Origin of the sequence: Comamonas fluminis, from assembly GCF_019186805.1 — a bacterium.
Classification (GTDB): domain Bacteria; phylum Pseudomonadota; class Gammaproteobacteria; order Burkholderiales; family Burkholderiaceae_C; genus Comamonas; species Comamonas fluminis.
Genome location: NZ_CP066783.1, coordinates 617,591 through 637,448, shown reverse-complemented (window position 1 = coordinate 637,448; position 19,858 = coordinate 617,591). Strand labels below are relative to the sequence as shown.

The window sequence follows — 19,858 nt, the reverse complement described above, 5'->3', positions numbered from 1 at the left end:
TGTCATAGCCCGCATCGTAGATCAAGACCTTCTGCGCTCTATGACAGGCGCAGCCTGACTGCGTTTACAGCGGTGCTTTGAAGCGCTTGAGCCGCAGCGCATTACTCAGCACAAACACGCTGGACAGCGCCATGGCCCCCGCTGCAAACACGGGCGACAGCAGCGTGCCGTTGAATGGGTACAGCAGGCCGGCGGCCACCGGAATCAGCGCCACGTTATAGGCAAAGGCCCAGAACAGGTTTTCGCCAATGTTCTTCATCGTGGCCTTGGACAGCGCAATCGCATTGGGCACGCCCGACAGATCGCCCGACATCAGCACCACATCGGCCGCTTCAATCGCGATATCGGTGCCCGTACCAATGGCGATGCCCACATCCGCCTCGGCCAGCGCGGGCGCATCGTTGATGCCATCGCCCACATAGGCCAGCGTGCCGTGCTCGGCCTTGAGGCGCTGCACGGTATCGACCTTGCCGCCTGGCAGCACTTCGGCCACCACCTCGTCAATACCCAGCTGCTTGGCAATCGCTTCGGCGGTGTGGCGGTTGTCGCCGGTGATCATGGCCACCTTCAAGCCCAGCGCATGCAGCGCGTCAATCGCGGGCTTGGTGGTGGGCTTGATAGGGTCGGCCACGGCAATCATGGCGGCCAGCTGGCCGTTGATGGCGGCGTACAGCGGCGTCTTGCCTTCGCTGCCCAGGCGCTGGGCTTCGGCAGCAAAGCCGTCCACGCTCAGGCCCAACTCACGCATAAAGCGATCGGCACCGATCTCCACCTTGCTGCCGTCCACGACGGCGCGCACACCAAAGCCAGTGACGGATTCAAAGTCGCTGATAGCGGGAATCTGCAGGCCCTCGGCCTTGGCCGCATCCACAATGGCGCGGGCAATCGGGTGCTCGCTGCGGTCTTCCACGGCAGCCACCTGCACCAGCACGGTGCTGCGCTGCAAGCCATCGGCCAACACCAGATCGGTCAGCTCGGGACGGCCCTTGGTCAAGGTGCCGGTCTTGTCCACCGCCACCACCTTGGCATCTTTGAGCTGTTGCAGCGCCTCACCCTTGCGCAGCAGCACACCCATTTGGGCGGCGCGGCCCGTACCCACCATGATGGACGTGGGCGTGGCCAGCCCCATGGCACATGGGCAGGCGATGATGAGCACGGCCACCGCATTGACCAGCGCAAAACTCAGCGCGGGGTCGGGGCCCCAGATCAGCCAGACCATAAAGGTGATCAGCGCCGCTGTCATCACCGCAGGCACAAACCACATGGTGATCTTGTCCACCAGCGCCTGGATGGGCAGCTTGCTGCCCTGGGCCTGCTCCACCATGCGGATGATCTGCGCCAGCAAGGTATCGGCACCCACCTTGGTGGCCTTGAAAGCCAGCGCACCGTTCTGGTTGACGGTGCCGCCCACCACTTCAGCGCCCACGGCTTTTTCGACCGGCACGGGCTCGCCGCTGATCATGGATTCATCAACAAAGCTCTGGCCTTCAATGACCTCGCCATCCACGGGAATGCGCTCACCGGGGCGCACTTCGATCACATCACCACTGCGCACCAGGGCGATGTCCAGCTCCTGCACTGCGCCATCGCGGCGCACGCGGGCTGTCTTGGCTTGCAGCTGCACCAGGCGCCGGATCGCCTCGGACGTATTGCCCTTGGCCCGTGCCTCCATAAAGCGGCCCAGCAGGATCAACGCCACGATGACGGCGGCGGCTTCGTAATACACATTCACCGTGCCTGCGGGCAGCAAGCTCGGGATAAAAGTGGCCACCACCGAAAAGGCAAAGGCCGCCGTGGTGCCTACTGCCACCAGCGAATTCATGTCCGGCGCGCCACGCAGCAAGGCAGGCACGCCCTTTTCAAAGAAACGACGGCCCGGACCGAACAGCACAATCGCCGTCAACACGAACTGGATGTACCAGCTGTTTTGCGTGCCAATGGAGTGCGCAATCCAGTGGTGAAACGCGGGCACCATGTGCCCCCCCATTTCCAGCAGAAACACGGGCAGCGCAAACACGGTGGCAAAGATCAGCGATTTTTTGAGTGCGTCGCGCTCTGCCGCCTGGCGCTGGGCCGTGGCGTCTTCCACGGCTTGGCCCTCACCCGCCTTGGGCACTGGCGCTGCTTCGTAACCGGCCTTGGCAATGGCGGCAATCAGCGCGCCCACGTCGGTGCCGTCGCTGATCTGCACGCTGGCGCGTTCGGTGGCCAAGTTCACCACGGCGTTTTGCACGCCCGGCACTTTTTTCAGCGCCCGTTCCACACGGCCTACGCAGGATGCGCAAGTCATGCCATCCACCTGCAAATCCACGTTTTGCGCTGGAACGGCGTAACCCGCTTTTTCAATCGCAGCCACCGCCAATGGCAGCACAGCAGCGGCCTGTGCGGGGTCATCCACCGTCAGGCTGGCTTTCTCGGTGGCCAGGTTGACCACCGCGTTCTGCACACCGGGCACCTTCTTGAGCGCACGCTCCACCCGGCCCACGCAGGATGCGCAGGTCATTCCTTCCACCGACAGCTCGAAAGCGCTCGTCTTGCTCAGTGCATTCATCACGTTCTCCATTCACATGGCATGCACTGTAGAGATTGACATCATGTAAAGGTCAAGCGCTTTTCGATGTCCTCATTTCAAGCCTCAGCTTGCGACTTCAGGCATGGAGAAGTGCTCCAGCAAATGGTCCTGCGCCTGCTGAACCATGGCCTGCAACCCTTGCTGGGTGGAGCTGGCCATATGCGGCGTCACAACCACATTGCTCAGGCTGCACAAGGACTGCGAAACCTGCGGTTCATTGGCAAACACATCCAGCGCTGCCGCTGCAATTGTTCTGCTCTGCAATGCATGCTGCAGTGCAACTTCATCGACGATGGAGCCACGACCAATGTTGACCAATACACCATCCGGGCCCAAAGCCTCTAACACCGCTGCATTGATCATTCCCTGTGTTTCAGCCCCGCCACTGGCGCAAACCACCAGAAAGTCCACATGGTGTGCCAGCGCCTCAACATCGGCATACCAGTGATAGGCAACATCAGGCTTGGGCGAGCGTCCGGTATAGGCAATCGACAAATCAAAGGCCTGTGCCCGCCTGGCCACTGCGCGCCCAATGCACCCCAACCCCACGATACCCAGACGCCTGCCCCAGAACCTGGGGGTGGGTGCAAAGCGCCCCCACGCCCACTCGCCTTGCTGCACAAACTGATGGGCTTGCACCACTTTCCGTGTGGCGGCCAGCAGCAAAGCCATGGTGTGGTCTGCAATGTCTTCGGTCGAGACATCGGGCGTGTTGCGCACGGTGATGTTTCGCTCAGCCGCCGCCTCCAGATCAATGCCATCCATGCCTACGCCAATCACGGAGATCAACTCCAGCGCGGGCCATTGCTGCATCTGCACCTTGCTGACCACTGATTGCGCATTGCACAGCAGCGCACGGACTTGGGTTGAAAGCGCCCTCCGCTCTGCCTCATCGAGCAAGGCATCGTCATGCAATGCAAAGCGCTGCTCCAGCGTGGCTCGCATCGCAGGCGGCACGGGCGTGAACAACAGCAGGTGCGGGGTCGCGGCCTGACAGATCATGGCTTGTACTTTCAAAAAATAGATCTTCTTGCCCCCCATCCGCAATGCGATGGGAGGCAATGCAGTGCTTACTCCAGAACCGACGGATCGCGCCGGACTTCTTCGCGGCACATGGCCTCCCAGAGGAACGGGAAGCCATTGAGGTCGGTGCGCCCACCCGTGGCCTGCACCACCGCAGGCGACAGCGGCTTGCCGCCGCCCAGCGCCTCAACCCGCCATGCCAGGCGGCAACGCCACTCCAGCGTGATGGCGCGCAGATGCAGCTGACGAATACTGGAGCCCACCACCACCGCACCATGGTTGGCCAGCAGCGCCCATTTCTCCTGCCCCAATGCATTAGCCGCCGCATTGCCCAGTTCGCGCTGTTCCACCGTGCCGCGGTACTCGTCGTAGACCACGGGATCGGTATCGACCAGGGCCGATGTCTGGTCATATACAGGAGGAATGCGGCCTGTAGCGGACCAGACAGAGCTCCACTCCGGGTGGTTGTGAATCACCACCCGCACATCGTGACGCTTGTCATGAATGTCCATGTGCAGCTGAATGGCTGGGGTGATATTCCAGTCCCCTTCGATGACATTACCCTTGGCATCGAGCCGCAAGATGTCGGAGGCGGTCAATTCGCTCCAGGTCAGCTCCCAGGGGTTGGCCAGATATGTTCCGTCATCCAGTCGCAGCGTGACATGGCCTGCAATATGGTCGTTATAGCCTTCACGCGAGAGCACACGGCATAGCAGTGCCACCTGCTGGCGCTCAGTCAGCTCCTGCAGCAAAGGCTTGCGCCCCGGACGCGGTGCATAGCGGGCCAGCAATTCGTGGTTCAAACCGTCGTGGCGCATGCGGCCTCCTTGTCTTGTGGAGCAGATGTGGTTTCAGGCTGGCGTGCAAACACCGATGCACGGTGCATGCGGCGCTGGTGCGGCTTGTAATCAAGGATGGCGTTGTGAATCACGCTGCGGTTGTCCCAGATGACCATGTCACCCTGTGTCCAGCGGTGCTTGAACAGAAATTCAACCTGCATGCAATGCTGATGCAGATACTCCAGAATGGCGCGGCTCTCTGCAGGCGGCACGCCATCAATGTGCGTGACATAGGTGGGACTGATGTACAGCGCCTTGCGCCCGGTGATCGGATGCACACGCACCATGGGGTGCAGATGGCGGCGGTTCTGCGCCACCACCTGCACATAGCGCTCATGGGTGACAACGCCCTGCTGCAGCGCTGCGGTCATGGGCGCATTCATGTCATGCCAGGCACTCAGCCCATCCAGGTACTGCTTCATGCGCGGCGACAGCGCATCGTAGGCACTGGTCATGCTGATCCAGCAGGTATCGCCACCTGTGGGGGGCAGAATCTGCGCATGGGTCATGGTGACGATGGGCGGGCTGGGTAAAAAGCTCTCATCGTGGTGCCACATATCGGCGCGGTCGCCCAGCTTGGAGTCGATGACCGTAATCTGCTCATAGCCACCACCCAGGTTCGGGTAGAAGGTGTGAACTTCTGACTCACCAAAATGGCTGGCGATGGCCAGATGCTGATCGGGCGTCATTTCCGGCACATGCAGCACCAGCGCTTCATGCTTGATCAGGGCCGCTTCCAGCGCCTGCAAGGTCTGCTCGGAAAGCTTGCCCGCCAGATCCAGCTGCAAGGCCTCTGCGCCTATGCGCGGACCCAGTGGATTGAGGGTGAATGGGGTTGGCACGGTGTAATGTCTCCTCTTGATTCCAGGTACTTTTTATCCATACTGGCGGCCGCTCTTTACCGCTAGGATTCAGGGCTGCCACGGACAAAGTCTAGAGAGCTCAAAGAGGTTTTTCCACTCGCATTGCCAGCCAAAATAATGCAATGCAAGCTGTTGATAAACATTGCTTTTATGGACTTTTCACGCCACTAGATTCATAGCACTTGCATTTCATGGACGCCACCTCCGCCCCAAGCCCCAAGCACCAGTTGCCCCAGCCTCGCAAGCAGCCTGTGCAGGCACGCTCGCGGGCGCTGGTCGATGCCATCGCCGAAGCCTGTTTACGCATTCTGGAAAAGGAAGGTGAAGATGCGCTGACGGTCAACCGGATTGCCGAGGTTTCGGGCGCCACCGTCGGCTCCATCTACCAGTACTTCCCGCACAAGGAATCAATGATTGCGGCGGTGTACGAGCGCATCCTCGATCAGGAGTCAAGCCAGCTCTACGAAATGCGCGAGCAGCTCAAAGGCCTGCAGCTGCAGGCCATATTGCGCCAGGTCTTCGCCAATATGATTCGCGTGGAGCTGCGCCTGCGTGACCTGAGCCAGGGCTTTCACATGCGCTACAGCACCGCCTTGCATCTGGGTCAGTGGCATGCACCGCGTGGCAGCACACAGGAATTTATCAACACCACCTGGCTGCCGCTTTTGCAGATGCATGCCAGCGAAGTGCAGACTGATACGCCAGAACTGGCGGCCTACCTGCTGGGCAAAGGTCTGCGTGAAATCATTCACAGCGCCGTGCAGGATGTTCCCGAACTTGCACGAGGTGATGCCTTTCTGGACATGCTGGTCGCCATGGCCATGAGCTGCGTGCAAACAAAAACGCGGCCCTAGAAATTTTCCAGGGCCGCGTTGCGCTGAGAGCAAAAAAGATCAGCGGATATGCGCAATCACCGCGCCCAGCGCCTGTGCAGTGCCCGCCTGTGCGGCCAGCGAAATGCGGCCCGCCTTGTGCGCAGAGACCTGCATCTCCATTTTCATGGCTTCCATCACGGCGATCACATCGCCTTCCTTGACTTCATCGCCATCAGCGACTTTCCACGCATGCAGATTGCCAGCGATGGGCGAGGCCACTGCGGCCGGGTCGATCGTTTCTTTTTCTGCAGCTGCAGTGACGCCGCCATTAGCGCCTGCTGCCAAGCCCTGCAGCAGCACGGCCGGCAAGCCCAGGGTTACGCGGCGGCCGTCGATTTCGATAGCGGTGCGCAGCAAGCTGGTGTCGGCCAGTGGCTCGGCACGCACGGCAGCGGCCAGCGGTTCGGCAAAGTCGGATTCGATCCAGCGCGTATGCACCTTGAAGCCATCAGTACCCACAAAGTCGGGGTGATCCATGACCGCCTTGTGAAACGGCAGCACCGAGGCCACGCCTTCGATCTGAAACTCGCGCAGCGCGCGGCGGGCACGGGCCATGGCCTGCTCGCGCGTGGCGCCGGTGACGATGAGCTTGGCCATCATCGAATCAAAAGTGCCAGGAATGATGGAGCCCGATTCCACCCCCGAATCCACGCGCACACCGGGGCCTGATGGCGGGAGGAATTTCACCACCGGGCCGGGCGTGGGCAGAAAGCCGCGCCCCACATCTTCGGCATTGATGCGGAATTCAATGGAGTGCGCACGCGGCGCTGGCGTTGCAGTGATGGACAGCGGCAGGCCATCGGCCACACGCAGCTGCTCAATCACCAGATCCACGCCCGTGGTTTCCTCGGTCACCGTGTGCTCCACCTGCAGCCGGGTGTTCACTTCGAGGAAAGAGATAGCGCCATTGGCAGACAGCAAAAACTCCACGGTTCCCGCGCTGATATAGCCAGCCTCGGCGCAGATATTGCGTGCAGCGCTATGAATTTTTTCGCGCTGCTCTTCAGTGATGAAAGGTGCAGGCGCCTCTTCCACCAGTTTCTGGTTGCGCCGCTGCAGCGAGCAGTCGCGCGTGCCCATTACCACCACATGGCCGTGCGTATCGGCAATCACCTGGGCTTCGATATGGCGCGGCTTGTCGAGGAACTGCTCGACAAAGCATTCGCCACGGCCAAAAGCGGTCACGGCTTCGCGCACGGCCGACTCGTACAGCTCAGCCACCTCATCCATGCGCCACGCGATCTTCATGCCGCGCCCGCCGCCGCCAAACGCGGCCTTGATGATGATGGGCAGGCCGTGCTGTTGCGCAAACGCCAGCACCTCGTCGGCGTTTTTCACGGGGTCGGCCGTGCCCGCCACCAGCGGCGCCCCCACCTTGAGCGCAATCTTGCGTGCCTCGACCTTGTCGCCCAGCTGGGCAATGGTGTCGGGGCGCGGGCCAATCCAGATCAGGCCGGCATCCAGCACGGCGCGCGCAAAGGCTTCGCTCTCCGACAGAAAGCCGTAGCCGGGGTGCACGGCGTCGGCACCGGATTTTTTGGCAATGGCAATCAGCTTGTCGATATTCAGATAGCTGTCTGCAGGCTTGTCGCCATCCAGACCAAACGCTTCATCGGCCATGCGTGCATGCAGGGCGTCGATATCGGCATTGGCGTAAACGGCTACGGACTTCACGCCATAGTCGGCGCAGGCGCGGGCGATACGGACGGCGATCTCACCACGGTTGGCAATCAGAACTTTAGAAATCATGGAAGGACCTCACGGGGCGGGAGTGAGTTCTTCAAAAGAACGTACAGGGTTAAAACGAATCCAGGCGCCAACGGGAATTTGCCCCGCCAGATCCAGGTGGTGCGGCGCCACACAGCCGATTACGGGGTAGCCGCCGGTCAATGGGTGATCGGCCAGAAACAGCACGGGCTGGCCGCTTGCGGGCACCTGAATCGCGCCCAGTGGCGTGCCTTCGCTGGGCAGCTCGGCGGTGATAGCGCGGGTCAGTGCCACATCTCCCGCCAGGCGCAGGCCCACGCGGTTGGATTGCGGAGTGACTTGCCAGCGCTGGCTGGCCAGCAGGGCCACGGCCTCGGGCGTGAACCAGTCGGTGCGCGGGCCCAATTCCACATCCAGCACGACTTCTGCATCCACGGCTGGCAGATGCGCAGGCGGCAGCTCCGGCGCAGCCGTCACCGCATGCGCGGCGGGCTGCACGGCCAGTAACTGCCCTGCTTGCAAAGCGGGTGGGCCAACATGGGCCAGCGTGTCGGTAGCGGCGCTGCCCAACACCGGTGCAACCTGGTAGCCGCCACGCACTGCCACATAGCAGCGGGCGCCAGCCACCGGTTGGCCCACGGTCAAGGTATCGCCATCGGCCAGTGCCACGGCGGCGTAAGACGGTGCGCTCCAGCGCTGGCCTTGGGCGGTGGTAATGGTCAGCGGTGCATCGGCCCCGGTGACGGCCACCACGTTCTCGCCCACGCTTTGCAGCGCCAGACCGCCACCCACGGTTTCGAGTGCGGGCAGATTGCTGGCATTGCCCACCAGACGATTGGCCGATTTGAGCGCGGCCTGGTCCATGGCGCCGGAGGCGGATACACCCTGCCCGGCCTGACCGTGGCGACCCAGATCCTGGAACACGGTGAGCAGGCCCGTGGCCCGCACGCGCAATGCAGCGCACTCTTTTTCAGGAGCAGGTTCAGCGCACCCGCTCTCGATTTCCATATCTTTTGACAAGGAAAGGTTTAATTCAGGCGCTGAAGCAGCTATGGTTTTCTCTGCATCCACAAAGCGCACGCGGTACCCAGGCTGCAGCAGCGCAGGCAGATCACGCTCCAGGTCCCACATGGCCGTATCCGTCACGCCAATGATCTGCCAGCCGCCGGGGCTGGCCTGCGGGTAGACCGCGCTGAAGGTACCGGCCAGCGCCACGGCGCCCGCAGGCACCTTGGTGCGCGGTGTGGCGCGGCGCGGCACATTGAAGGTGGCGTCGCCTCCGCTCAGGTACGCAAAGCCCGGCGCAAATCCGGTGAAGGCCACCGACCATTCGCTGCCCGTATGGCGGCGCACCACTTCATCGGCGCTGATACCCAGGATCTGCGCCACTTCGGCAAGGTCTTCGCCGTCGTAGTGCACGGGGATTTCCACCAGCACATCCGAGCGCTGGACCGATCCCTGCAGGTCGCGACCGGCAATGGCCTGCACCAGTGCTGCGGCGGTAATACGTTGCGGCGAGAAATACACGAGGATGGTGCGTGCAGCGGGCACCAGTTCCTGCACGCCTTCAATGGGCTGTGCCTGCAGCGAAGCCAGCAGCACCAGTGTCTGCTGCAGATCGGCCAGCTCCACCAGAATCGCCTGGCGGTTGACGGGAAGAAAACGCATCTCGCTTATCCCGTTCAAGCCACAAACGAGGCGATCTGCACGCCTTCTTGTTCAAAGCGCTGGCGGATCGTGCGAGCAATGGCCACGGCGCCGGGGCTGTCGCCATGCACGCAGATGGAGTCAGCCTCCACGCGCACCATGCTGCCATCCACAGCCTCGATCACGCCGTCGCGCACCAAGGTCAGCATGCGCCGGGCAATCAGGGCCTCGTCGTGCAGCACCGCACCGGGTTCGCGGCGCGACACCAGCGCGCCGCTGGGCGTGTAGCCACGGTCGGCAAAGGCTTCGGCCACCACGGTCAGGCCGGCATCGCGTGCCCAGCCAATCAGGGGCGAGCCGGCCAGCGCCATCAGCACCAGCGACGGGTCAATCGCCTTCATGGCGTTGATCACATCGGTGGCCTGGCGCTTGTCCTGGGCAATGGTGTTGTACAGCGCGCCATGCGGCTTCACATACTTCACGGTGGTGCCTGCCACCTGCGCCAGGCCCTGCAAGGCGCCGATCTGGTAGATCACATCAGCCACCAGATCGCTGCTGGCCACATCCATATTGCGGCGGCCAAAGCCAGCCAGATCGCGGTAGGCCACATGCGCCCCCACCACCACGTTGCGGGCCTTGGCAGCTTTGAGCGTGGCCAGAATGCCAGCCGCATCGCCCGCATGAAAACCGCAAGCCACGTTGGCGCTGCTGACGATGTCCAGCATGGCGGCATCGTCGCCCATGGTCCAGGCGCCAAAGCTCTCGCCCAGGTCGCTGTTCAAATCCATTTTCATTTCTCTCTCCTCGCGATCAGTGCAGCTGACCTGCGTTTTCCAGCAAGTCCTGCTGCACTGTCATCGCTGTGCGAATGGCTTCGCGTATGCCTGTAACCTGCGTCTCCAGCGCCATACTGGCCATACCTGGGTGCTGCGCTGCCTGCTGCGGCAGCGCCGGTATGTGGATAAATCCGCCGCGCACGCCCGGCGCAGCCCGGCGCGCAAGGCGGTGCATGAGCGCGTAGAACACGTGGTTGCAGACAAAGGTGCCCGCAGTGTTGGACACCGAAGCGGGAATGCCTGCATCGCGCAGATGGCGCACCATGGCCTTGATGGGCAAGGTGGAGAAGTAGGCCGCGGGGGCCTTTTCCACCACCGATGCATCCACAGGCTGATTGCCCGCGTTGTCGGGGATGCGTGCGTCGTCGATATTGATGGCCACGCGCTCGGGGGTGATGTCGGTGCGCCCACCCGCCAGACCCAGGCTGATGATGAGCGTGGGCTGCAGCTGCGCCAACGCTTCATCCAGTACCTGCATGGCCGCGCCAAATACACATGGCAGTTGCACGGCATGCACCTGGCCACCGGCAATCAGCTCGCCATTCAGCGCACGCGCCACTTCCCAGGAGGGGTTGACGGTGTCTTGGTCAAAAGGCTCAAAGCCGGTCAAAAGAATGCGGGGGGCAGCAGGCGCAGTCATAGCAGTTTTTTCCATCAACGGAACATCAGGAAGTTCAGCAAGAACACGTTCACGATCAGCAGCGTGATGGCCGTAGGCACCTGCGCTTTGATCACCGCATTCTTGTCAATTTCCAGCAGCGCCGCTGGCACCAGGTTGAAGTTGGCCGCCATGGGCGTCAACAGCGTGCCGCAGTAGCCCGACAACATGCCCACCGCCGCCATCACAGCGGGGTCGCCGTGATACACACCCACCAGCACGGGCACGCCCACACCGCCGGTCATCACCGGGAAGGCCGCAAAGCCATTGCCCATGATGACGGTGAACAGCGCCATGCCAATCACATACACGGCAACGGCCACAAAGCGCACGTCCATGTTGATGTAGGTGGTGGTGACATAGGCCACGGCCTTGCCCACACCCGCATCGGAGAACACCAGGCCCAGCATGCCCAGCATCTGCGGCAGCACCAGGGCCCAGCCCAGTGCATCAATCAGGCGGTGCGATTCACGCAGGCCTTGCACCGGGGTTTCACGCGTCATCTTGCAGGCCAGCCCCAGCGCAATCACGCAGCCAATGCCCAGGCTGACCAGCGTGCTGTTCTTGGGGTCGATCAAGGGCACACCGCCAAAAACCAGATGCTTGGCCGACAGCGTGCCCACCATGGTGATGAGCGGAATGGCCAGCGCGGGCACAAACAGCTTGTTGCCCAGACGCTTGGCGCTTTCCAGGTATTGCGCATCCGTGCGTGGCTGGTGCTTGCCACCCAGCACGCCACCAAAGCCGGCGATCAGCGCCATGACGATGGCCACCGCGCCCACCCATGCGGGTGGCAGCAAGTCGCCCACCAGAAACACCAGCGCATACAGCGCCCAGAACAGGCCCGCCGAGAAACGGCGCGGGTTGCTGGCATCGCGCAGCGTCATGACGGCGGTAACCGCCAGCACCACGCCGACGAGGTAGTACAGGTATTGAATGGTGATGGTCATGCCTGTTCTCCCTGGGCTGCTTTCTGTTCTGCAGCAATTTCACGCGCCAGTTGCTTGTCCAGACGGTGCAGGCGGAACGCATGAATCAAGAACGCGCAGGTCGCCGTCGGAATGCCCCACAGCGCCACATGAATCGGCTCAACCTCGATACCCGCTTCCTTCAGGAAGGTGGTCATCAGCACGATGGCACCAAAGGCCACAAAAATGTCTTCACCAAAGAACAGACCCACGTTGTCGGTCGCGGCAGACATGGCTCGCAGCTTTTCACGCACCTTCGCAGACAGCTTGCCGTAGCGGCTTTCCGTTGCGCCTTCAGCCATGGGGGCCAACAGCGGGCGCACCATCTGGGGGTGACCGCCCAGGCTGGTCAGGCCAATAGCAGCCGTCAACTGGCGCGCAGCCAGATAGACGATGAGCAGGCGACCGGCCGTTGCCGACTTGATGGAGCTGATCCAGTTCTGCGCATGCTGACGCAGACCATGGCGCTCCAGCAGACCAATCACGGCCAGTGGCAGCAAGATGATGAGCGGCAGATTGCGCGTCTTGATAAAACCGGTGCCAATGGCGGCCAGCACCTTGTCCAGCGGAAAGCCCGCCGCAAAGGCCGTGCCGATGGCGGTCACGATGACCACCAGCATGGGGTTAAAGCGCAGCGCGAAGCCCGCAATGATGATGAGCACGCCAATCAGCGGCCACAAATTGATGTCAACAGGCATGTGAGCCTCCAGAAACAAGCTTTTCAATAGAAGAAAGCCAACCTCGGACAACGAAGAAACATGTCCCGCGCTGCCCTTTCACTTCGACTGAAAGCACCCATCCTCAACTTTCAGCAGCTTCCGGGTCTTTCACATTGTTGAACAATCAATATCAATTGATTGCACAAATTTCATTTTCTAAAGAACAATTAAATAACAATTACAGGGCAAACCCTAGGTTTTGGCATTTTTTTGGGAAAAATTGGCCCAATCCAGCAGTCGCTACACTCAGGCCATGACTGATGGGAGACCTATGAAAGCCGCAACAGACACCCAGAATCTGACCGAGCGGATAGCCGACGAGATACGAGAAAAGCTGGTCAACGCAGAGCTGGCACCAGGGCAGCGCCTGTCCGAAGCCGCTCTCAGCGAAGCGCTGGACATCTCGCGCAACACCTTGCGCGAAGTGTTTCGCGTACTGACCAAGGAAGGTCTGCTGGTGCACGAGCCCAACAAGGGCGTGTCGGTGGCCGTCCCCAGCATGGCGTCCATCATCGACATCTACCGCGTGCGCCGCATGATCGAGTGCCAGGCACTGGCCCAGGCCTACCCCATGCACCCGGCCCGTGCGCTGATGCATCAGGCAGTAGCCGATGGGCTGCGCTTCAGCGAACAAGAGAACTGGGCCGAAGTCGGTACGGCCAATATGGCGTTTCATAAAGCCATCGTGGCCCTGGCCGATAGCGAACGCCTCAATGAAATGTTCTCGCACCTGCTGGCCGAGCTGCGCCTGGCCTTTGGCCTGCTGCGCGACCCGCGCTTTCTGCATGCGCCCTATGTAGAAATGAACCAGCACATCCTGCAAACCTTTGAAAACAGCAAGCCTGCAGATGCAGCAGCAGAGCTGCACGATTACCTGGTGCATTCAGAGCGCATCATCCTCGCTGCCTACGCCCGCCAACTGGCGGAAGCCGGCATCAAGAGCGTGTAAGCGATGCCTTTTGCAGGTATGGAGACGCTTTATGACTGAGAGCACAACACCCTTGCCCGCCGAAGACGGTGATGACAATCACTGGCTGGCCAGTTACCCCGTTCACTGCGACAAATGCCAGGCAACGCTGTTGATGCTGGAGCATTCGCCGTTTGAAAACGGCTACTACCTGTACTGCGACACCTGCCCCAGGCGCGTGGATGTGAGCGTGTATGACAGCGTCTTTCAAGAGATTGAAAAACAGGTCAGCGACACGCACACCGCACAGGAAATGGACAGCAACTATCTGGGCCTTGTCATGCCAGCGGTGGAAGCCCGCCTTCGGCCCTGCGCCTGCACCGGACACTTCAAATTTGGCATCACACCACGCTGCCTGTACTGCGCCACACCTGTTGCCAATGCACGCGAAGGCTTCAATGTCTGGCCAGCAGACCATGACGATGCAGATACTGAACAGACTCAAAGAGACGAAGCCTTGCTTCAGCAGCTGATCTTGAACGAGGACCTCTGGCAAGAAAAGCCTTAGCTCCACCCACAACACACGGCAACTCGCTCAACAATCTCAGCCACGAAATTCACCAAACACGCCAAAAAACTCCAACAAAAACAATTCATTGTTGAAATCCCTAGTGCCTTATCTGAGACAGCGGTGATAGTTTTGGCCTGCAACTTGCTAGTCATTCGTCACTACCTTGAGGCTTGCACCGCAGGCTGAATGTCTCACTTACACAGGAGTCACCATGAAGCGTCACATCTTCTGCGCCACCGCCACTTTGATTACCAGCATCGGCTTTGCCAGCGCAGCGGCAGCCCAGACCAAATGGGATTTCGCCACGGCATATGGCCCCGGCAACTTTCACTCCAAGAACAACGAGCTTTTTGTGAAGGATGTGGACGCAGCCACCGGCGGCAAGCTCAAGATCACACCGCACTTTGGTGCATCGCTGTTCAAAATGCCCGAAATCAAACGCGCTGTGCAGACTGGCAATGCGCAGATGGGTGAGTTCTTCCTGGTCAGCTTCCAGAACGAATCGCAAATCTTTGGCGTGGACGGCCTGCCCTTTCTGGTGAGCAACTATGACGAGGCCTTCAAGCTCTACCAAGCCCAAAAGCCTGCGCTGCAAAAGCTGCTGGACAAGCAAGGACAAGTACTTCTTTATTCCGTGGCCTGGCCGCCCCAGGGCATCTATACCAAGAAGCCCATCAATTCGGCTGCCGACCTGAAAGGCATGAAGTGGCGTGTGTATTCACCCACCACAGCCCGCATCGGCGAACTCATTGGAGCCCAGCCGGTAACCGTGCAGGAAGCCGAACTGGCCCAGGCACTGGCTACTGGCGTGGTGGATGGCCTGATCACATCCAGCGCCACAGGTGCGGACAACAAGCTGTTCGAAAGCCTGAAGTATTACTACAACGTGCAGGCCTGGATTCCCAAGAATGCCGTCACCGTGAGCAAAAAGGCATTTGCCGCGCTGAGCAAGTCCGAGCAGGATGCTCTCCTCAAAGCTGCGGCCACCGCCGAAGAGCGCGGCTGGAAGGAATCCCGGGAGGTGGATGTCCGATCCATCGCCGCACTGAAAGCCGGTGGCATGACGGTAGACCCCGGCTCTGCCCAGTTGAAGGCTGACCTGGCCAAGGTGGGCGACACCGTCATCAAGGAATGGATCGAGAAGGCTGGCGCAGATGGCAAAGCCATTCTGGATGCCTACAAAGCCAAATAAGGCCCGCGCCATTCGAGACACTTTTTCCTCCTTACACAGCTACGCCCATCCGCCACCGCAGATGGGCGTAGCGCGCTGGAGCTCATACATGCGCAAACTTCTCGACGGCCTGTACAGCACAGCCGCATGGCTGGCGGGGCTGGCCATGATCGGCATTCTGGTGATGGTGCTGCTCACCATTCTGAGCCGCCTGGTCGGCTTCAGCGCCCCCGGCACAGATGCCTATGCCGGTTACGCCATGGCAGGCGCTGGCTTTATGGCACTGGCCAGCACTTTCAAAAAAGGCGAGCACATCCGCGTCACGCTGTTGCTGGGTGCGCTCAAGGGAACTCCACTCAAGGTGATGGAAGTCCTAGCACTGAGCATTGCAACGCTTCTGAGCGGCTTTCTGGCTTTCTATTCGGTCCGGCTGACCTGGCAGTCCTGGGATATTGAAGACATCTCGGTAGGTATCGACGCCACCCCCATGTGGATACCGCAGATCTTCATGGCACTGGGCACCGTTATCTTTTTCATAGCACTGCTCGATGATCTGGTGCTGGAGCTACAAGGAAAACGCCAAAACGCAGTGAACGAGGACGCGCACCATGAATGAAATTACCGCCAGCATCCTCCTCATTGTGGTGCTGCTTGTCTTGCTCAGCGGCGGCGTCTGGGTGGGCCTGACGCTTGCAGGCGTTGCCTGGTTTGGCATGGAATTTTTCACGGCACGCGCGGCGGGTGATGCCATGGCCATGACCATCTGGGGCTCTGCCAGCAGCTGGACGCTGACAGCCCTGCCGCTGTTTGTGTGGATGGGTGAAATCCTCTACCGCACCAATCTGAGCGAAAGCATGTTCCGGGGTCTCGCCCCCTGGGTCAACGCCCTGCCCGGGCGCCTGCTGCACACCAATGTGATCGGCTGCACCATTTTTGCGGCAGTGTCCGGCTCATCGGCCGCCACCTGCGCCACCGTGGGCAAGATGAACGTGCCCGAGCTGATGAAGCGCGGCTACCCCGAGAACATGGTGATTGGCTCGCTGGGCGGGCCTGCCACGCTGGGCTTGCTGATTCCGCCGTCCATCATCCTGATCGTGTATGGCGTATCGGCCGAGCTGTCGATCTCCAAACTGTTCATGGCAGGCGTGCTCCCCGGCATCATGCTGGCCATCATGTTCAGCGGCTGGATCATCGTCTGGGCACTGATGAACCCCGGCAAGGTGCCCAAGGCCGATTCAAGCCTGAGCTTCAAGGAAAAGATCTACGAATCCCGCCATCTGATTCCTGTGGTGCTGCTGATTGCCTCGGTCATCGCCAGCATCTACACCGGCATTGCCACCGCTACGGAGGCTGCTGGCATTGGCGTGGTGGGCTCGCTGATTCTTTCCGCCGTGCAGGGCGCGCTGACCTGGGACAACTTCAAAGCCGCATTATTTGGCGCCACACGCCTGTACTGCATGATCGCGCTGATTCTGGCGGGCGCGGCCTTCATGACCTTGTCCATGGGCTATATCGGCCTGCCGCGTCAACTGGCCGAATATGTGGGCAGCCTGAACCTGTCGCCCGCCATGCTGATGGTGGTGCTGGGCCTGTTCTATATCGTGCTGGGCTGCTTTCTGGATGGCATCTCCACCATCGTGCTGACATCGGCCGTGGTGCTTCCCATCATCCAGGCGGCGGGTATCGACCCTCTGTGGTTCGGCATCTTTCTCGTCATTACGGTAGAAACCGCCCAGATCACGCCGCCCGTGGGCTTCAATCTGTTTGTGCTGCAAGGCATGACCGGCAAGCAGATCACCTACCTGGCCCGAGTCTGCCTGCCCTACTTTGTGCTGATGGTGATTGCACTCGTCATACTCTGGATCTTTCCGCAGATCGTGACAGTGCTGCCCAACCATATGTAAGGCTGGCCGCCCCGCAGAAGAGCACGCCGCCAGCGTGCTCTTTTCATTGGCCAAGGGGCTGACCTGCCCGCACATTTACGAACATGACCACCACCTTGCAATTTCGCGATTTCAGCGCTACAGATCTACCCACCCTGGCCAGTGCAATGGGAGACACAAGGGTCACGCAGTTCTATGGGCTTGAGACAGCACAGACCGACGCCCGCGCCATTGCCAAGGAGCAACTGGCCTGGTATCAGGAGCTTGCCAAAGATGGCGATGGCTGGTGGCAGGCCATCTGCATTTCCGGCCAGGTCGTTGGAGGAATAGGCATCTACGACCTGGAAGAGGATGGCAACAGCGCAGAGCTAGGCTATTGGCTGCTGCCCAGCCACTGGGGACTTGGCCTGATGCGTTCAGCCTTGCCGCAGTGGCTCCCCTCTGCCTTTGCGCGACTGCAACTGCACAATTGCGTAGCCTATGTGGAGCCCGAAAACCAGGCCTCCATTCGGCTGCTGACCGCCTCAGGATTTACGCATGAAGGCCTGCTGCGAGAATGCAGCAGACGTGGCAGTCGCTATATCTCGCTGCACCGGTTTTCGCTGCTGGTGCATGAGCTGAAACAGGCCTGAACGCATACAAAAAAGCGCTCACAAGGAGCGCTTTCTTCTTATTCCACCGTCACACTCTTGGCCAGGTTACGGGGCTTGTCCACATCAGTGCCACGCGCCACGGCCGTGTGATAGGCCAGCAGCTGCAGCGGCACCACATGCAAGATGGGGCTGAGCGAGCCGTAATTTTCAGGCATGCGAATCACATGCATGCCTTCTGCGCTGTCGATATTGGTCTTGGCATCGGCCAGTACATACAGCACACCGCCGCGCGCACGCACTTCCTGCATATTGCTCTTGAGCTTTTCCAGCAGCTCATCGTTGGGAGCAACTGTGACCACGGGCATGGCGTTATCCACCAGTGCCAGCGGGCCATGCTTGAGTTCACCGGCGGGGTAGGCTTCGGCGTGGATGTAGCTGATTTCCTTGAGCTTGAGCGCGCCTTCCAGTGCAATCGGGTAGTGAATGCCACGACCCAGGAAGAGTGCGTTTTCCTTCTTCGCGAAGTCTTCAGCCCAGCTGATGATCTGCGGCTCCAGCGCCAGCACGGACTGCAGGGCCACGGGCAGGTGGCGCATGGCGGTCAGGTATTGCTGCTCTTTTTCTTCAGGCAGACGCCCCTTGGACTGGGCCAGCGCCAGTGTCAGCAGGAACAGTCCTGCCAGCTGGGTGGTGAAGGCCTTGGTCGAAGCCACGCCAATTTCCACACCTGCGCGGGTGATATAGGCCAGCTCGCATTCGCGCACCATGGCGCTGGTGGCCACGTTGCAAATGGTCAGGGTGTGCTTCATGCCCAGGCTTTGGGCATGGCGCAGCGCCGCCAGCGTGTCGGCCGTTTCGCCTGACTGGCTGATGGTGACGATCAGCGTCCGGGGATCAGGAACGCTGGTGCGGTAGCGATATTCGCTGGCAACTTCCACATTGCAGGGGATGCCGGCGATGGATTCGATCCAGTACTTGGCGGTGCAGCCGCTGTAATAGCTGGTGCCACAGGCCAGAATCAACACACGGTCGATTTCCTTGAAAACACGCCAGGCAGCCGCACCGGTCTTGCCTTCCGGGGTCACGCCGTCAAACAGTTCGGGCACGATGTTCTGCAGACCTTCGAGGGTGTCGCCAATGGCGCGTGGCTGCTCGAAGATTTCCTTTTGCATGTAGTGGCGATAGGGGCCAAGCTCGGCAGCGCCGCTATGCGCCAGCACGGTCTTGACGGGGCGTTGCTTGTCCGTCAGGCGCTCGCCGCTCTTGCTCACAATCCAGTAACGGCCGGGCTGCAGATCCACCAGGTCGCCTTCTTCCAGATAGACGATCTGGTCCGTCACACCGGCCAGAGCCATGGCGTCGCTGGCCAGGAAGTTCTCGCTGCCATCCTTGCCAACGCCCAGAATCAGGGGGGAACCGGCACGAGCGCCCACCACGCGATGCGGCTCATCCTTGTGCATCACGCCAATAGCGTATGCACCGTGCAGTCGTGCTGTCGCGGTTTGAACGGCCTCAAAAAGGTCTCCAGCGTAGAGGCTATCTACGAGGTGCGCTATCACTTCTGTATCAGTCTGGCTGGCGAACACATAGCCCTTGGCCTGCAGTTCTGCGCGCAGAGCTTCGTAGTTCTCGATGATGCCGTTATGCACCAGCGCCACACGGGCAGGGGCATCCGCATCAGCCACGGCTGAAATGCCGGGGCCATGGCTGAAGTGGGGGTGGGCGTTGCGCACAGCAGGCTCGCCATGGGTGGCCCAGCGGGTGTGGGCAATACCGGTCAGGCCATCCACATGCTCGGTCTTGACCTGTTCCATCAGCTCTGCCACACGTGCCGTTGAACGAGCACGCTGCAGACCCAGACTCAAACCATTGGAGTCCATTGCCTGCACCGCCACGCCGCAGGAGTCATAGCCACGGTATTCAAGACGCTGCAGGCCTTGAACCAGAACAGGAACGATATCGCGGTGAGAAACCGCCGCCACAATGCCGCACATAGATGCACACCTTCAGTGTTAATTTGCAGCGC

General features: G+C 60.7%; 18 protein-coding genes. 7 read left to right on the top strand and 11 right to left on the bottom strand.

What is annotated here, in order from left to right:
• Nucleotides 1-64: 64 nt before the first annotated feature.
• The 4 genes from JDW18_RS03225 to JDW18_RS03210 form a co-directional block, all read right to left on the bottom strand.
• Nucleotides 65-2,551, bottom strand: coding sequence for a heavy metal translocating P-type ATPase (locus tag JDW18_RS03225; RefSeq protein ID WP_218242313.1), 2,487 nt, complete (start codon nucleotides 2,549-2,551; stop codon nucleotides 65-67).
• Nucleotides 2,552-2,635: 84 nt separating this feature from the next.
• The gene (locus JDW18_RS03220) at nucleotides 2,636-3,589 is read right to left on the bottom strand and encodes a 2-hydroxyacid dehydrogenase (RefSeq protein ID WP_246610247.1); all 954 of its coding nucleotides are present in this window, start codon (nucleotides 3,587-3,589) and stop codon (nucleotides 2,636-2,638) included.
• Nucleotides 3,590-3,642: 53 nt separating this feature from the next.
• Entirely contained in the window at nucleotides 3,643-4,413 is a 771-nt protein-coding gene (locus JDW18_RS03215) for a class II aldolase/adducin family protein (protein ID WP_218242312.1), read from the bottom strand.
• A complete protein-coding gene (locus tag JDW18_RS03210; RefSeq protein ID WP_218242311.1) occupies nucleotides 4,395-5,276 on the bottom strand; it encodes a TauD/TfdA dioxygenase family protein in 882 nt (293 codons plus the stop codon). Before JDW18_RS03210 ends, JDW18_RS03215 begins: the two co-directional genes overlap by 19 nt.
• 212 nt (nucleotides 5,277-5,488) lie before the next feature.
• Between JDW18_RS03210 and JDW18_RS03205 the strand changes: the two genes are divergently transcribed.
• Nucleotides 5,489-6,151, top strand: a complete 663-nt coding sequence (locus tag JDW18_RS03205) for a TetR/AcrR family transcriptional regulator (RefSeq protein ID WP_218242310.1) — start codon at nucleotides 5,489-5,491, stop codon at nucleotides 6,149-6,151.
• A gap of 39 nt (nucleotides 6,152-6,190) precedes the next feature.
• Here the strand turns inward: JDW18_RS03205 and JDW18_RS03200 are convergent, their stop codons facing one another.
• Genes JDW18_RS03200 through JDW18_RS03175 form a run of 6 tightly spaced genes read right to left on the bottom strand, consistent with a single transcriptional unit; the run spans nucleotide 6,191 to nucleotide 12,686 of the window.
• The gene (locus tag JDW18_RS03200) at nucleotides 6,191-7,918 is read right to left on the bottom strand and encodes an acetyl/propionyl/methylcrotonyl-CoA carboxylase subunit alpha (protein WP_218243754.1); all 1,728 of its coding nucleotides are present in this window, start codon (nucleotides 7,916-7,918) and stop codon (nucleotides 6,191-6,193) included.
• 12 nt (nucleotides 7,919-7,930) lie between these two features.
• Nucleotides 7,931-9,547, bottom strand: a complete 1,617-nt coding sequence (locus JDW18_RS03195; RefSeq protein ID WP_218242309.1) for a 5-oxoprolinase subunit B/C family protein — start codon at nucleotides 9,545-9,547, stop codon at nucleotides 7,931-7,933.
• A gap of 14 nt (nucleotides 9,548-9,561) precedes the next feature.
• Nucleotides 9,562-10,320, bottom strand: coding sequence for a LamB/YcsF family protein (locus tag JDW18_RS03190; protein WP_218242308.1), 759 nt, complete (start codon nucleotides 10,318-10,320; stop codon nucleotides 9,562-9,564).
• A 16-nt stretch (nucleotides 10,321-10,336) separates the two neighbouring features.
• Nucleotides 10,337-11,002: a pyroglutamyl-peptidase I gene (gene pcp / locus JDW18_RS03185; protein ID WP_218242307.1), complete on the bottom strand. Its 666-nt coding sequence runs from the start codon at nucleotides 11,000-11,002 to the stop codon at nucleotides 10,337-10,339.
• 14 nt (nucleotides 11,003-11,016) lie between these two features.
• Nucleotides 11,017-11,970: a DUF979 domain-containing protein gene (locus tag JDW18_RS03180; protein WP_218242306.1), complete on the bottom strand. Its 954-nt coding sequence runs from the start codon at nucleotides 11,968-11,970 to the stop codon at nucleotides 11,017-11,019.
• Nucleotides 11,967-12,686, bottom strand: a complete 720-nt coding sequence (locus tag JDW18_RS03175; protein WP_218242305.1) for a DUF969 domain-containing protein — start codon at nucleotides 12,684-12,686, stop codon at nucleotides 11,967-11,969. Before JDW18_RS03175 ends, JDW18_RS03180 begins: the two co-directional genes overlap by 4 nt.
• Before the next feature lie 292 nt (nucleotides 12,687-12,978).
• Here JDW18_RS03175 and JDW18_RS03170 point away from each other — a divergent pair, with 292 nt between their 5' ends.
• The 6 genes from JDW18_RS03170 to JDW18_RS03145 all read left to right on the top strand — a co-directional run bounded on the left by JDW18_RS03170 (nucleotide 12,979) and on the right by JDW18_RS03145 (nucleotide 17,871).
• Nucleotides 12,979-13,656 (top strand): GntR family transcriptional regulator, encoded by a 678-nt coding sequence (locus JDW18_RS03170; RefSeq protein ID WP_218242304.1) that lies wholly within the window; start codon nucleotides 12,979-12,981, stop codon nucleotides 13,654-13,656.
• A 31-nt stretch (nucleotides 13,657-13,687) separates the two neighbouring features.
• Entirely contained in the window at nucleotides 13,688-14,182 is a 495-nt protein-coding gene (locus JDW18_RS03165; RefSeq protein ID WP_218242303.1) for a hypothetical protein, read from the top strand.
• A gap of 214 nt (nucleotides 14,183-14,396) precedes the next feature.
• Nucleotides 14,397-15,377, top strand: a complete 981-nt coding sequence (locus JDW18_RS03160; RefSeq protein ID WP_218242302.1) for a TRAP transporter substrate-binding protein — start codon at nucleotides 14,397-14,399, stop codon at nucleotides 15,375-15,377.
• Between the two features lie 88 nt (nucleotides 15,378-15,465).
• The gene (locus JDW18_RS03155) at nucleotides 15,466-15,972 is read left to right on the top strand and encodes a TRAP transporter small permease (protein ID WP_218242301.1); all 507 of its coding nucleotides are present in this window, start codon (nucleotides 15,466-15,468) and stop codon (nucleotides 15,970-15,972) included.
• Nucleotides 15,965-17,260: a TRAP transporter large permease gene (locus tag JDW18_RS03150; protein WP_218242300.1), complete on the top strand. Its 1,296-nt coding sequence runs from the start codon at nucleotides 15,965-15,967 to the stop codon at nucleotides 17,258-17,260. Before JDW18_RS03155 ends, JDW18_RS03150 begins: the two co-directional genes overlap by 8 nt.
• Before the next feature lie 83 nt (nucleotides 17,261-17,343).
• On the top strand, nucleotides 17,344-17,871 hold the full coding sequence (locus tag JDW18_RS03145; protein ID WP_218242299.1) for a GNAT family N-acetyltransferase: 528 nt from the start codon (nucleotides 17,344-17,346) through the stop codon (nucleotides 17,869-17,871).
• A gap of 38 nt (nucleotides 17,872-17,909) precedes the next feature.
• Here JDW18_RS03145 and glmS read toward each other — a convergent pair whose 3' ends face one another.
• Nucleotides 17,910-19,826, bottom strand: coding sequence for a glutamine--fructose-6-phosphate transaminase (isomerizing) (glmS, locus tag JDW18_RS03140; RefSeq protein WP_218242298.1), 1,917 nt, complete (start codon nucleotides 19,824-19,826; stop codon nucleotides 17,910-17,912).
• Nucleotides 19,827-19,858 lie beyond the last annotated feature (32 nt).

Bases quoted from the DNA above. Each gene is read 5' to 3' on its own strand.
- JDW18_RS03165 (WP_218242303.1), top strand. From the start codon at position 13,688: ATGACTGAGAGCACAACACCCTTGCCCGCCGAAGACGGTGATGACAAT.
- JDW18_RS03215 (WP_218242312.1), bottom strand. From the start codon at position 4,413: ATGCGCCACGACGGTTTGAACCACGAATTGCTGGCCCGCTATGCACCG.
- JDW18_RS03205 (WP_218242310.1), top strand. From the start codon at position 5,489: ATGGACGCCACCTCCGCCCCAAGCCCCAAGCACCAGTTGCCCCAGCCT.
- JDW18_RS03175 (WP_218242305.1), bottom strand. From the start codon at position 12,686: ATGCCTGTTGACATCAATTTGTGGCCGCTGATTGGCGTGCTCATCATC.
- pcp (WP_218242307.1), bottom strand. From the start codon at position 11,002: ATGACTGCGCCTGCTGCCCCCCGCATTCTTTTGACCGGCTTTGAGCCT.
- JDW18_RS03145 (WP_218242299.1), top strand. From the start codon at position 17,344: ATGACCACCACCTTGCAATTTCGCGATTTCAGCGCTACAGATCTACCC.
- JDW18_RS03195 (WP_218242309.1), bottom strand. From the start codon at position 9,547: ATGCGTTTTCTTCCCGTCAACCGCCAGGCGATTCTGGTGGAGCTGGCC.
- JDW18_RS03150 (WP_218242300.1), top strand. From the start codon at position 15,965: ATGAATGAAATTACCGCCAGCATCCTCCTCATTGTGGTGCTGCTTGTC.
- JDW18_RS03170 (WP_218242304.1), top strand. From the start codon at position 12,979: ATGAAAGCCGCAACAGACACCCAGAATCTGACCGAGCGGATAGCCGAC.
- JDW18_RS03225 (WP_218242313.1), bottom strand. From the start codon at position 2,551: ATGAATGCACTGAGCAAGACGAGCGCTTTCGAGCTGTCGGTGGAAGGA.
- glmS (WP_218242298.1), bottom strand. From the start codon at position 19,826: ATGTGCGGCATTGTGGCGGCGGTTTCTCACCGCGATATCGTTCCTGTT.
- JDW18_RS03190 (WP_218242308.1), bottom strand. From the start codon at position 10,320: ATGAAAATGGATTTGAACAGCGACCTGGGCGAGAGCTTTGGCGCCTGG.
- JDW18_RS03180 (WP_218242306.1), bottom strand. From the start codon at position 11,970: ATGACCATCACCATTCAATACCTGTACTACCTCGTCGGCGTGGTGCTG.
- JDW18_RS03160 (WP_218242302.1), top strand. From the start codon at position 14,397: ATGAAGCGTCACATCTTCTGCGCCACCGCCACTTTGATTACCAGCATC.
- JDW18_RS03155 (WP_218242301.1), top strand. From the start codon at position 15,466: ATGCGCAAACTTCTCGACGGCCTGTACAGCACAGCCGCATGGCTGGCG.